The organism is Arenibacter sp. P308M17, assembly GCF_003426735.1.
Taxonomy (GTDB): Bacteria; Bacteroidota; Bacteroidia; order Flavobacteriales; family Flavobacteriaceae; genus Arenibacter.
Genome location: NZ_QVON01000004.1, coordinates 22,484 through 35,324 on the forward strand (window position 1 = coordinate 22,484; position 12,841 = coordinate 35,324).

Here is a 12,841-nt window from a genome sequence, read left to right on the forward strand (position 1 = left end):
GTAGTGTACGCCATTATACACTGTATGTATAAAAAGGCTTAGGTCTAGCCACAAAAAGCGGAAAGACCTAAACCAAAATAATAATGGTTGTTGTTGCTATTATTTAAGCTCAACTTCCGCTCCTGCTTCTTCCAAAGATTTTTTGATTCCTTCAGCTTCGTCTTTAGAAACACCTTCCTTAACGGCCTTAGGTGCACTATCAACGATGTCCTTGGCATCTTTCAATCCTAAACCGGTTAATTCCTTAACCAATTTAACCACTGCCAATTTGGAAGCACCAGCTGCTTTCAATATAACATCGAATTCTGATTTTTCCTCAACAGCTTCACCACTATCGGCAGCACCGCCACCAGCAGCAACAGCAACTGCAGCAGCTGCAGGCTCTATACCGTATTCTTCTTTTAATATATTGGCCAACTCATTTACTTCCTTTACTGTAAGGTTAACCAATTGTTCTGCGAAATCTTTTAAATCTGCCATTTTTCTATCGTTTAATAAAATTTTAAAATATAATTGTTTTTAGTGCGTACATATTATCTTTCTGATAATGTCTTAAGGATTCCAGCAAGTTTACCCCCACCGGATTTAAGTCCAGAAATAACATTTTTGGCCGGGGATTGTAACAATCCGATAATTTCTCCAACCATTTCTTCTTTAGACTTAATGCTTTCCAAGGCATCCAATTGATCATCACCAACATAAATTGCTTCGGCAATATATGCTCCCTTCAACAAAGGCTGGTTCGACTTTTTCCTAAAAGTCTTGATCAGCTTTGCAGGGGCATTTCCGGTTTCCGAAAACATTAAAGAGGTATTCCCCTTCAATACTGTTGGAAGTTCACCGAAATCCTTATCCGAGGCCTCCATTGCTTTTGCAAGCAAGGTATTCTTAACTACTGCAAGTTTTATATCGGCCTTGTAACAAGCCCTTCTCAATGCGGAAGTGGTTTCTGCATTCATTCCGGAAATGTCGGCCAAATATATAGTGGAGCTATCCCCTAACTGCGCAGTTAAATCTTGTATAACATTTAATTTTTCTTCTCTTGTCATAATAAAAATTTTCAACTACCAGTTAAACTGCTTTTGGATCCAATGCAACACTAGGACTCATGGTACTGGACATATAGATAGTTTTTACATATACTCCCTTGGCTGCAGTTGGCTTTAATTTTATCAATGTATCCAACAGTTCGTTTGCATTATCCACAATTTTATCCGTTGAGAAAGAAACTTTCCCGATAGCAGCATGCACAATTCCTGTTTTATCCACTTTAAAATCGATCTTACCGGCTTTTACCTCGGCCACAGCTTTGGCAACATCCATAGTAACCGTACCTGTTTTTGGGTTCGGCATAAGACCTCTTGGCCCCAAGACCCTACCTAAAGGACCCAGCTTACCCATAACACTTGGCATGGTGATGATTACATCAACATCGGTCCAACCGTTCTTAATTTTATCCAAATATTCGTCCAACCCCACATAATCTGCTCCAGCTTCCTTAGCTTCGGCTTCTTTGTCCGGTGTTACCAAAGCCAAAACCTTAACATCTTTACCGGTACCATGGGGAAGTGTAACAACACCACGGACCATTTGATTGGCTTTTCTTGGATCGACGCCCAAGCGCACCGCCAATTCAACGGATGCATCGAATTTTGTACTGGTTATCTCTTTTACTAAAGCAGATGCCTCTTCAACAGAATAGAGTTTGTTTTTATCTATTTTGCTGTGGGCCTCTTTTTGCTTCTTTGTTAATTTTGCCATTCTAAATTGCTTTTAAGATTTTAAAAAGGTCTATTGCCCGCCACTTTTAAACCCATAGATCTTGCCGTACCTGCAACCATACTCATTGCGGATTCTACCGTAAAGGCATTAAGATCTACCATTTTGTCTTCAGCGATCAACTTGATCTGGTCCCAAGATACACTTGCCACCTTGTTTCTGTTAGGCTCGCCAGATCCCTTTTTAATCTTAGCCGCTTCCATCAATTGAACTGCCGCCGGCGGTGTCTTTACAACGAAGTCGAACGACTTGTCTTTGTAAACCGTGATCGCCACTGGCAATACTTTGCCCGGTTTGTCCTGCGTACGCGCATTGAATTGCTTACAGAACTCCATAATGTTGACCCCGGCAGCACCTAAAGCGGGTCCAACCGGTGGCGATGGATTCGCTGCACCTCCCCTAACCTGTAGTTTAACTACTTTACTTACTTCTTTTGCCATTGTTTAAAATTAAAATTAAAGAGTGTTAATTTGGAAGCAACACTTCTTTTATCTATGTAACAGTTCTTATTAAACTTTTTCTACTTGCATATAACTAAGCTCCAAAGGTGTTTTTCTTCCGAAAATTTTCACCATTACTTCCAGTTTACGCTTTTCTTCATTGATCTTTTCTACGGTTCCATTAAAACCATTGAACGGTCCGTCTATAACCTTTACGGTTTCCCCAAACACAAAAGGTATGGCCACACTATCTGTCTTAACGGCCAATTCATCCACTTTACCCAACATCCTGTTCACTTCGGACTTCCTTAAGGGAACGGGATCCCCGCCTTTGGTCTCTCCCAAAAACCCAATAACATTGGTAATGGAACGGATAATATGAATCATTTCGCCTCCAAGGTTGGCTTTGATCATAATATATCCGGGAAAGTAAACACGCTCCTTATTGATCTTTTTACCGTTCCTTATTTGCACCACTTTTTCAGTAGGAACAAGAACCTCTTCCAAGTAGTCCTCAAAACCAAGTCTGGCAACTTCCGCCTCTATATAACCCTTAATTTTGTTCTCCTGACCACTTACAGCCCTAACAACATACCATTTCTTATCCAATACTTCCGACATACAGTGCTACTTAATTGATTATGTTATTGAAATACAGTTGTATCAACTTACCAAACAAACTATCAACACCCCAGGTCGCAAGCGCAAAAATTATGGAAAATACCGCAACGATCACCATCAAGTTGGAAGACTCCGCCCTAGAAGGTAAAGTAACGTTATTCCTTAGTTCGTCAATAGATTCTCTAATATATGTAATCATGCTGCGAAATATTTATTTTCTTAACTATAAAAAAGGCCTTAAAAAAATACTGACGACATTATCCCAATCAGAAAAGAACCCATTGTAATCTGCACGGGCGGAGAGGCTCGAACTCCCGACACCTGGTTTTGGAGACCAGTGCTCTACCAACTGAGCTACACCCGTTTATATTTACATTGAAAGGTATCCCGCTTTAGCAAGACACCCTCAATGTAAACAAATACTATATTAAATATTAATCCAATATTTTTGTAACCTGACCTGCACCAACTGTTCTACCACCTTCACGGATAGCAAAACGCAAACCTTCACTTAGTGCAATTGGAGACAACAAATCAACAATAATAGTAAGGTTATCCCCAGGCATAACCATCTCAACCCCACTAGGAAGATTGATAGTTCCGGTAACATCCGTAGTTCTCACATAGAACTGTGGACGGTAGTTGTTATGGAACGGGGTATGACGCCCACCTTCTTCTTTTTTAAGGATATATACCTCGGCCTCAAATTTGGCGTGCGGCTTAACGGAACCTGGCTTACAGATTACCATTCCTCTTTTTATTTGGGATTTTTCAATACCTCTCAAAAGAATACCAACGTTATCACCAGCTTCTCCCCTATCCAATATCTTACGGAACATCTCAACCCCGGTAATGGTAGAGTTTAATTTCTCAGCACCCATACCAATGATCTCAACAGGATCTCCTGTATTTGCAACTCCAGTTTCAATACGACCAGTAGCAACGGTTCCACGACCTGTAATGGTAAATACATCTTCAACAGGCATCAAGAAAGGCTTGTCAACATCCCTTGTCGGCAATTCGATCCAGCTATCAACGGCATCCATCAATTCCATTACGGTATCGACCCATTTTTGTTCCCCGTTAAGGGCACCCAAAGCCGAACCGGAAATAACGGGACCATTGTCACCATCATATTCGTAGAAAGAAAGCAATTCCCTTACTTCCATTTCAACAAGCTCCAAAAGCTCCTCATCATCAACCATATCCACTTTATTCAAGAAAACAACGATTCTTGGAATACCTACCTGACGACCCAATAGGATGTGCTCGCGGGTTTGTGGCATAGGACCATCAGTAGCAGCAACAACTAATATAGCACCGTCCATTTGGGCAGCACCTGTTACCATGTTCTTAACGTAATCCGCGTGACCCGGACAATCCACGTGAGCATAGTGACGGTTCGCGGTAGAATATTCTACGTGTGAAGTATTAATCGTAATACCTCTTTCCTTTTCCTCAGGAGCGTTATCGATAGAATCGAAACTTCTCATTTCAGAAAGTCCTGCGTTTGCCAATACTGTAGTAATCGCAGCAGTCAATGTAGTTTTACCGTGATCCACGTGTCCAATAGTACCTATATTTAAATGCGGTTTGGAACGATCAAATGTTGCCTTTGCCATGTTTGTTAATTTTAATTCTTAGTTTATATTAGTGTACAAATAATGCCTTAATTGAGCCAATGATGAGATTTGAACTCATGACCTCTTCCTTACCAAGGAAACGCTCTACCCCTGAGCTACACCGGCATCTTTAATTTTAAGTATTGGGCAAGGCCCAATCCAAAATTATAACCCTATACCCAAAGTTTAAGAGCATTGACGAAGTTTACCCTCGGCGTCGCTCAGGACAGGATACCAGATCTTGTCCATTTCATTCTAATCGCACAAAGCCCCATCAAAGGAGCTTTTGCTTTTAAAATTTAGAGCGGGAGACCGGGTTCGAACCGGCGACATTCAGCTTGGAAGGCTGACGCTCTACCAACTGAGCTACTCCCGCTTTTATAATTTTTAGGCAAACCTAAAAATTAATTTCATTATTTCAAAAAAAACTTTTGTATTTCACACAAAGACCAATTAAAGTCTTTTGTGGGGAGAGCAGGATTCGAACCTGCGAAGACGTAGTCAGCAGATTTACAGTCTGCCCTCGTTGGCCGCTTGAGTATCTCCCCAATCCATATTTTAAAGAACCTAAGAAAAATAAATATTTTCCTGTTTTTTTTGGAGCCGATAGAGGTACTCCCCTCGACTTCGCTCGGGATAAACTTCTCGTCCCTGACGCTTTCCGACCCTATTTCAAAACACAAACAAAAACAAAACCTATTTCTGTTTTTTGGAGCCGATAGAGGGACTCGAACCCACGACCTGCTGATTACAAATCAGCTGCTCTAGCCAGCTGAGCTACATCGGCTTTTACCACTTTTTTCGTCAAAAAAAAGTCCGCTATTTCTAACGGACTGCAAATGTAGATATTTATTTATTTAATCAAAACATTTTTTGATAATTTTTTTAAGCATTTAATCTTATTTTTTCCTTTCGCTTAACCAACTTTCTTTCCAAGGAACTACATGCCGTGTCCACAGCTTCTTCAAAGGACTTGCATTGTTTTTTTACTACAAACTTGTCTTTCGGTACCAATACCTTGATTTCCACGATTTTATTTTCTTTGGCACTTGTGTTTTCTACCTTTAGATATACATCGGAACTAATTACCTTGTCATAAAACAGTTCCATTTTATTCAATCTTGCCTGAATAAAGTCAATAAGCTTTCCGTCTGCAGTGAAATTCACCGATTGTGCATTTACTTTCATAGAATGAAGTTTTAAAAAGTTAAACATTTGGATAAAGAACTTAGTATTTCTTACTTCTAGGATGGGCGGAGAAATGTACCTTCTTTAATTCCGCAATACTATTGTGGGTATACACCTGCGTTGATGCCAAACTGGAATGCCCCAATAGCTCCTTTACGGAATTTAAATCCGCCCCCTGGTTTAGCAAATGGGTGGCAAAGGTGTGCCTTAAAATATGCGGACTCCTTTTTACCTTGGCCGACACTAAACTAAGGTACCTATTTATAATTCTATAAACAAGCGTTTCGTACATTTTATTGCCCTTGCCCGAGAGAAAAATATACGCTTCATCCTCAATTGTTTTCAACGCATTGCGTTCAGGAAGATAGTCCAAAAACAATTCCTTAGTTGCCTGTAAGAGGGGAACGATCCTTTCCTTATTTCTCTTTCCCAACACTTTTATCGTCATGGCCCCATAATCCACATCCTTGACCTTAAGGCCGATGAGCTCTGCACGTCTAATTCCGGTAGTATATAACAATTCTATAATCAACTTGTCCCGCTTACCTTCAAAATTGTTCTCGAAAGGAATTTGGGAAAGGAGGATGTCCATTTCCAATTCCGAAAAAGGAATCTCAATTTTCTTTGAAGTTTTAAGTGCCTTATGTTTTGCCAAAGGGTTAATTGTCAAAATTCCAACTCCAAGAAGAAACTTATAATACGCCTTTAAAGATGCAATTTTGCGATTTACAGACCTGTTGGAAACCCCTGTTTCTACCAGTGAAACTATCCAGCTCCTGATCAAGTTATAAGATACTTGGGTAATATCCCCAAGGTTATACTGCTGGCCACAAAAATTCTTAAATTCAACTATATCGTTATGATAGGCTTTTGAAGTATGCGGAGAATAGTTCTTCTCCAAAGATAAATATGAAATAAATGCTTCTACGGACATATTCCAAAGTTACAAAAAAGATAGGAACAGGAACAATTACTATGTTTATGCAAATATTCTTATGGAAAAAAAACAGCTTCATAAAACCACTGCTTTTTGGCTCCGTTTTCCGCAAGGGATCCCGGAGCTATTTTAGCGCGCCAAAAAGGGGTGGGTCCAGCCTGTTTTCCCCTATTTTGGTCATGCCCGTTTCATATACGGACTAACTATGGACTATCTATGGACTATCTATGGACTATCTATGGAGTATCTATGGAGTATCTATGGCTTTGACCCGTCCAACAGGTTTTGGTATTCATGAATGCGTGCATTTGGGCGATGCAAAAAATGAACAGGACATGAATCCGGGATAGAAAATTCTATCTTTTTCCAATTCACACACAACTTTTGATGCTGATCCAAAAGATACCCCTACGACCCCTACGATAAGAATAGAAAACAAAAAAGTCCCACTATCAAGTGGAACTTTTCAATCCTGTATACATTCAAGTGGGTCTAGATTTCCTCCTTATCCCTTAAACCTTGAATATATTGAGCTTTTTGAATCTTCGCTCTGTTCTCTACAGATGGCTTGGTAAACTGCTGACGCTTTCTCAACTGTCTCATTGTACCTGTCTTGTCGAACTTACGCTTGAAACGCTTTAAAGCTCTATCGATGTTTTCTCCTTCTTTTATTGGTATTATTAACATGGGCAATAACCTCCTCTCTTTTGTGATTAAGGCTGCAAATATATGCCTTAAAAATGAATTACAAATAATTATTCCAAAATTTTTCTTGCAATGACCACTTTCTGTATCTCGGTAGTACCTTCCCCAATAGTACACAACTTGGAATCCCTATAGAATTTTTCTACGGGAAAATCTTTGGTAAACCCATAGCCACCATGAATTTGCACTGCCTCATTGGCCACTTTTACACATACTTCCGAAGCGTACATTTTGGCCATAGCCCCTAATTTGGTAACATTACGCCCTTCATTTTTAAGATAGGCGGCTTTGTGCAAAAGCAATTCCGAAGCTTCAATTTCGGTGGCCATGTCCGCCAGTTTAAAGGAAATACCTTGAAATTGGCTAATTGGCTTCCCAAACTGTACCCGCTCTTTTGAATATTTCAAGGCAGCTTCATAAGCACCCTTGGAAATCCCCAAGGACAATGCTCCTATGGAAATTCTTCCCCCGTCCAATATCACCATCGACTGTACAAATCCTTCCCCTACCCCTCCCAATCTATTTGAGTCCGGAATTTTACAATTATCAAATATCATTTCGGCAGTTTCACTGGCCCTCATTCCGAGTTTGTTTTCTTTTTTTCCACTGCTAAAACCAGGGGTTCCCTTTTCCACTACAAAGGCGGTCATACCGCGACTATCCCCTTTCTCCCCTGTTCTTACTATTACCACGGCAATATCCCCGCTCTTCCCATGGGTGATAAAATTCTTGGCTCCATTTAAAACCCAGGATCCGCCTTCCCGGACCGCAGTGGTGCTCATGCCCCCTGCATCCGAACCGGTATCGTGTTCCGTAAGGCCCCAGGCGCCGATCCATTCGGCAGTAGCCAATTTTGGGATCCATTTTTTCTTCTGGTCCTCTGTTCCAAAACTAAGGATATGATTGGTGCATAAGGAATTATGTGCCGCCAATGATAACCCAATGGAAGGATCTACTTTGGAGATCTCTTCAATAATGGCCACATATTCATGATAGCCCAAGCCGGAACCCCCCAGTTCCACCGGAACCAAAACTCCCATAAAACCCATTTCCCCAGCTTTCTTAAAAACCTCAACAGGAAAAGTTTGTGCTTCATCCCATTCCATTACATAGGGCCTAATAGATTGTTCAGCAAACTCCTTGGCAGAGGCAGCCACCATTTGTTGAGTTTCAGAGTAATCAAAACTCATTTTAGAAAAGGTGTCGATAACCATTATTAGCAATTTTTTATAATTGCAAATATAACTTAATTATATCTAATCTTTCCGAAGGGAAATCTTCGATTTCCTTTAATTCATCAAATGAAGCTATACCCCCGTTGGCTTCCCTATAGGCCACAATACGTGCTGCCAATTCATATTTTATGTAAACCAGTTTTGAGATATCCCTTGGAGAAGCTTGGTTAATATTGATTTTTACTACGGACACGCTTTCCAGAATCCTAAAGTCTTGAAGGACCCTTTCTACCACCTCGGGCTCCAGACCATAGACGTGGCCCAATTGTTCCTCCACCAAAAAACCTCCCAAAAGGTCCCTAAACTTTACAATGCGTTGGGACAGAACATCCCCTATTCCCTTCACGGCCCTTAATTCTTCCGGGGTAGCGCTATTAAGATCCTTGACCCTAAAACTATTATTGGTTTCTGAAAGGGACCCGGACGCCAAAGGCCTTAAAGCATGGGACCCAACACCAACTGTTGACCCGGTTTTCCCATTTTTCGTCCATTCGGGAAATTTAAAATAGGGCTTCAGACTTTTTAATAGGGAGTCCGATACCAAGGTTACCTTTTGAAATTCCTCAACGGAATTAACAAATTGGTTATCCGCCCTAAAGACATGCAAACGGTCTATTTCGGCAGGGGACATCCCCAAAATGTACCCTTTATAATCAGTTATAAAATTGGGGTTGAACGGATACAGGGCAATCGAATCCTTTTGTTTTTTACGGCTTCTTAGGGCATCTATTTCGGCTTGGTATTCCCCATCTACAGTTAGGGAATTGGCCGTTTCCACCACTGGATAAGATTTAACGACAAAATACACGATCTGAAAAACAACTATGGGAAGCAATAAAAAGAAAATCCCACTTCGCTCCTGTTTATTGAACTTAAAGTGGGATTTAAACAATTTTCTGTTCACGAGTTAAACTTTATGCCTTTTTCATTTTCTTGAAAAGCATATTGGCCTTAAGTTTTACCAGATAGTCATCAAGATCTCTTTTAACCTCCCCGGACATTAAATATAGTCCAATTATATTTGGAAAGGACATGGCCAAAATCATCATATCCGAAAAATCCAATACTGCCCCCAAACTCACCGAAGCACCTACTACCACAAAAACCAGGAACAACATTTTATAGACAAATTCAACCTTTTTACTTTTACCAAAAAGATAGGTCCAGGCCCGCATCCCATAGTAGGACCATGAAATCATGGTTGAAAAGGCAAAAAGGAACACTGCTAAGGCCAGTACATATGGAAACCAGGAAAGCACACTTCCAAAGGCATCAGAGGTTAATTGGGCACCAGCCATTCCCTCCACTTCGTGCATTCCTGTAAATATTAATACCAAGGCTGTTAAAGTACATACCACCACCGTATCTATAAATGGTTCCAAGAGCGCTACAAATCCTTCCGAAGGCGGATGGTTTGTCTTGGCCGTACTATGTGCTATGGCAGCGGAACCAACTCCGGCCTCATTGGAGAACGCGGCCCTCTGAAAACCAACGATCAAAACCCCAATAACACCGCCTTTAAGCGCACTAGGGCTAAAGGCGCCATCCACTATGGCCGCAAATGCAGGGCCAATATTTTCGATATTGATGATGATTACCGTTAAGGCCGCCAGAATGTAAATAGAAGCCATAATGGGAACTACCTTTCCGGTTACGTTGGCTATACTATTGATCCCTCCAATGATTACAACCCCTACCAGCACTGCAGTAATTATTCCAAACCAAAACCCATTGCCCTGTAAGGCAGGGAATTGGCCGGAAAGTTGCTCAAAAGATTGATTGGCCTGAAACATATTTCCACCTCCAAAAGAGGCTCCCACTGCCAATACGGCAAATACCCCGGCAAGTACTTTCCCCAAACCTTTTAAATTCCTTTTCTCCAGGCCATAGCGCAAATAGTTCATTGGGCCTCCAAAAACACGGCCATCAGGAAGTATATTACGATATTTGACCCCTAAGGTACACTCCACAAATTTAGAGGACATTCCAAGGAGGCCACAAACGATCATCCAAAATGTAGCACCGGCACCTCCCAAGGAAACGGCCACGCCTACCCCTGCAATATTCCCTAGTCCAACGGTTCCGGAAACGGCCGTCGCCAAAGCTTGAAAATGGGTTACTTGTCCCGGGGCATCGGGATCATCATATTTGCCTTTCGCCAAATCGATGGAGTGCCTAAATCCCCTAAAATTGATAAAGCCCATTCTCAAGGTAAAGAATATAGCTCCAATTACCAACCATATTACTATAAATGGAATGGCCTTTTGCTGCGGATCTCCATTGGGATGGGTAATAATAACAGGTTCATCGTACTTGATCTCTGCCAAAATATGGGCTCCCTGTTCAATTATGTGCTCCAAATTCTCGGAATTGTAGATTACCCCACCTTCCTTGGCCAAATATTTTAATTTGCCACTAACGGGCGACGTTATTGTTTCGGTGGTTCCGTTACTTTTGGCAATAATGGCTATATCATCCCCCTCTTTTACTTTTTGTCCTTCGGGCCGCAACCATTCCTTTAAGATAAACTTATCCTTTGTTTCGGGAGACCAGCCTGGGATGCCGATACGCTTCACATCCGCATACACAATGGGGTCATAAATACCAATGGCCGCAAAGGGATCCCAAAAAAGAACGGATCCCAAGGCACTTACCGCAGGTGTCATGACCCCATTGAAAAATTCGGTAATGGCCTGTGTAGGCACTTTGTATTGCTTGGTAAGCTGCAACCCATTGGCATCGGTAATGGTAACCGTATAGGAAAGACCTTCTGTAAGATTAGTGGCTTCATTGGCGGTTACTGGGGTATTCTGATTGCTCCACTTGTAATGATAGGGCGGGGTACCGCCATCAACCTCCAATTTAATAACACCATTATTGATGTTGTCCGAAGGATTGTAAATGGACTCTTTTACAACAAGTTCCTGGGAAAATAATACAAACGAAAAAAGTAAAAAAATGGAAGATATATATTTCTTCATAAGCAGCTAGAAAAGTTAATTTTTGTTGGTTCGGCTTCTAATATGCCAGCAATATCCTAAAAATAATGCTTGGAATCAAATATAATTGTTTATAAACTCAATCTATGTGGAACATCCCATTTAATTTTTTTATTTGCTCCGGCCTTCCCAATACTATTACCTTTCCCTGCGGTTGCAATTTTAGATCGGCCTCTGGATTAATTATATAATTGCCATCTGGTTCTATATAGCCAATTATAGTGCAACCTGTCTTCTTTCTCAAATCCAGATCGCGCAAGGAATGGTTGTTTATACTGGTCATATAACTTTCTATGGTTACCTCTTCCAAATTGGTAGTATTCTCCCCTTCAGTTGAAAGCTTGTCCATAAAGGTAATAAGGTCTGGTATGACCACCGAGGAGGCCATATCCCTCCTATCCTATCTGGCATAATTACCTTGTCCGCGCCCGCTAGTCTTAATTTCTTTTGGGACGTTAATTGGGAAGCCCTACTGATAATAAACAGGTTTTTGTTCAATTGTCTGGCAGAGAGTACCACAAAAAGATTGGCAGCATCATCGGGCAATGAGGTAATTAGGTATTGTGCCCGATCTATTCCAGCTTCAATCAGGGTATCATCTTCATTGGCATCACCCTCAACAAACAGGATCCCTTTCTCAAACTTTTCTATGACTTCCCTATTTTTTTCGATGACCACAAAGGGTCGGTTGTAAGCCTTTAATCTTTCCGCAGCCTGATTACCATTTCGGCCAAAACCGCAAATAATTACATGTTTGTTTAAACTACTGATTTTATTTTTCACCTTTTTTTTCTTTAGAAGTTGTAGCGAATTTCGGTTTAGGATAAATTCGGTTATTACCGAAATTGCGAATGCAAATACAAATACACTAGTTATAATTAAAACGACTGTAAATATTTTGGCCTCCGAATCCAAAGGACGCACCTCGGAAAAACCAACGGTGGTAATCGTAATAATGGTCATATAAAAAGTATCGATCCAAGTATAGTCCAAAAGGAATCTATATCCAAAAACCCCGAACAACAGGACCACGACCAACAAAGCCAGTGCCAAAAACATTCTGGAGCGAAAAAGTCCAATCATACTTAAAGATCAAAAACAGAAGTTCTTTTGGTGTATACCAAATCCTTTATCCTTAGCCAAAAAGCCATGAACAAATAAAGGGCAAAACCAAAGCCCAAGGTAACAAAAGTCAGATATATAAAGGATGTACGAACTACCCTGGTACGAATGCCCAACCGCTCGGCTATTCGCCTACAGACCTCAAATCCCCTTTTCTGAAAATAATAAAGTAACGTATAGAAAATGTTCATGC

Annotated in this window: 15 protein-coding genes, 5 tRNA genes and 1 pseudogene; 1 reads left to right on the forward strand and 20 read right to left on the reverse strand. The window is 40.9% G+C overall.

The genetic code is table 11. The annotated features are described in order from the left end of the window. Positions 1 to 99: 99 nt before the first annotated feature. From rplL to D0S24_RS10860, 14 genes are all read right to left on the reverse strand, one after another. Positions 100 to 480, reverse strand: coding sequence for a 50S ribosomal protein L7/L12 (gene rplL, locus D0S24_RS10795; protein ID WP_117019901.1), 381 nt, complete (start codon positions 478 to 480; stop codon positions 100 to 102). 53 nt (positions 481 to 533) lie between these two features. Then, on the reverse strand, positions 534 to 1,049 hold the full coding sequence (gene rplJ, locus D0S24_RS10800) for a 50S ribosomal protein L10 (protein ID WP_117019902.1): 516 nt from the start codon (positions 1,047 to 1,049) through the stop codon (positions 534 to 536). Between the two features lie 22 nt (positions 1,050 to 1,071). Then, a complete protein-coding gene (gene rplA / locus D0S24_RS10805) occupies positions 1,072 to 1,761 on the reverse strand; it encodes a 50S ribosomal protein L1 (protein ID WP_117019903.1) in 690 nt (229 codons plus the stop codon). A 20-nt stretch (positions 1,762 to 1,781) separates the two neighbouring features. Beyond that, positions 1,782 to 2,219, reverse strand: a complete 438-nt coding sequence (rplK, locus tag D0S24_RS10810; protein WP_031444830.1) for a 50S ribosomal protein L11 — start codon at positions 2,217 to 2,219, stop codon at positions 1,782 to 1,784. 69 nt (positions 2,220 to 2,288) lie between these two features. Then, positions 2,289 to 2,840 carry a transcription termination/antitermination protein NusG gene (nusG, locus tag D0S24_RS10815; protein WP_072863294.1) on the reverse strand — a complete coding sequence of 184 codons (552 nt, stop codon included), beginning with the start codon at positions 2,838 to 2,840 and terminating at the stop codon, positions 2,289 to 2,291. Between the two features lie 10 nt (positions 2,841 to 2,850). Next, on the reverse strand, positions 2,851 to 3,039 hold the full coding sequence (gene secE, locus D0S24_RS10820; RefSeq protein WP_117019904.1) for a preprotein translocase subunit SecE: 189 nt from the start codon (positions 3,037 to 3,039) through the stop codon (positions 2,851 to 2,853). Positions 3,040 to 3,131: 92 nt separating this feature from the next. Then, positions 3,132 to 3,204 (reverse strand) — tRNA-Trp (locus D0S24_RS10825). Between the two features lie 70 nt (positions 3,205 to 3,274). Further along, positions 3,275 to 4,462 carry an elongation factor Tu gene (tuf, locus tag D0S24_RS10830; protein WP_117019905.1) on the reverse strand — a complete coding sequence of 396 codons (1,188 nt, stop codon included), beginning with the start codon at positions 4,460 to 4,462 and terminating at the stop codon, positions 3,275 to 3,277. Positions 4,463 to 4,516: 54 nt separating this feature from the next. Next, positions 4,517 to 4,588 (reverse strand) — tRNA-Thr (locus D0S24_RS10835). A 177-nt stretch (positions 4,589 to 4,765) separates the two neighbouring features. Beyond that, a tRNA-Gly gene (locus D0S24_RS10840) sits at positions 4,766 to 4,838 on the reverse strand. A 90-nt stretch (positions 4,839 to 4,928) separates the two neighbouring features. Next, positions 4,929 to 5,010: transfer RNA gene (locus D0S24_RS10845), tRNA-Tyr, on the reverse strand. Positions 5,011 to 5,172: 162 nt separating this feature from the next. Beyond that, positions 5,173 to 5,249, reverse strand: a tRNA-Thr gene (locus tag D0S24_RS10850). A gap of 98 nt (positions 5,250 to 5,347) precedes the next feature. Next, a complete protein-coding gene (gene hpf, locus D0S24_RS10855) occupies positions 5,348 to 5,650 on the reverse strand; it encodes a ribosome hibernation-promoting factor, HPF/YfiA family (protein WP_031444834.1) in 303 nt (100 codons plus the stop codon). 40 nt (positions 5,651 to 5,690) lie between these two features. Further along, positions 5,691 to 6,584, reverse strand: coding sequence for a tyrosine-type recombinase/integrase (locus tag D0S24_RS10860; protein WP_117019906.1), 894 nt, complete (start codon positions 6,582 to 6,584; stop codon positions 5,691 to 5,693). 230 nt (positions 6,585 to 6,814) lie between these two features. On the opposite strand from D0S24_RS10860, the gene D0S24_RS21335 reads away from it, so the two are divergent. Continuing rightward, positions 6,815 to 6,937 carry a hypothetical protein gene (locus D0S24_RS21335; protein ID WP_258922830.1) on the forward strand — a complete coding sequence of 41 codons (123 nt, stop codon included), beginning with the start codon at positions 6,815 to 6,817 and terminating at the stop codon, positions 6,935 to 6,937. Positions 6,938 to 7,079: 142 nt separating this feature from the next. Here D0S24_RS21335 and rpsU read toward each other — a convergent pair whose 3' ends face one another. From rpsU to D0S24_RS10890, 6 genes and pseudogenes are all read right to left on the reverse strand, one after another. Continuing rightward, complete coding sequence (rpsU, locus tag D0S24_RS10865; RefSeq protein WP_031444836.1) at positions 7,080 to 7,274, reverse strand: 30S ribosomal protein S21; 195 nt, start codon at positions 7,272 to 7,274, stop codon at positions 7,080 to 7,082. A gap of 68 nt (positions 7,275 to 7,342) precedes the next feature. Beyond that, the gene (locus tag D0S24_RS10870; RefSeq protein WP_117020227.1) at positions 7,343 to 8,482 is read right to left on the reverse strand and encodes an acyl-CoA dehydrogenase family protein; all 1,140 of its coding nucleotides are present in this window, start codon (positions 8,480 to 8,482) and stop codon (positions 7,343 to 7,345) included. A 37-nt stretch (positions 8,483 to 8,519) separates the two neighbouring features. Next, positions 8,520 to 9,431 carry a helix-hairpin-helix domain-containing protein gene (locus D0S24_RS10875; protein ID WP_117019907.1) on the reverse strand — a complete coding sequence of 304 codons (912 nt, stop codon included), beginning with the start codon at positions 9,429 to 9,431 and terminating at the stop codon, positions 8,520 to 8,522. Between the two features lie 10 nt (positions 9,432 to 9,441). Continuing rightward, entirely contained in the window at positions 9,442 to 11,508 is a 2,067-nt protein-coding gene (locus tag D0S24_RS10880; RefSeq protein WP_117019908.1) for an amino acid carrier protein, read from the reverse strand. A gap of 97 nt (positions 11,509 to 11,605) precedes the next feature. Beyond that, positions 11,606 to 12,609: pseudogene (locus D0S24_RS10885) on the reverse strand (potassium channel family protein). Positions 12,610 to 12,611: 2 nt separating this feature from the next. After that, positions 12,612 to 12,839, reverse strand: a complete 228-nt coding sequence (locus tag D0S24_RS10890) for a PspC domain-containing protein (protein ID WP_117019909.1) — start codon at positions 12,837 to 12,839, stop codon at positions 12,612 to 12,614. Between the last annotated feature and the right edge of the window lie 2 nt (positions 12,840 to 12,841).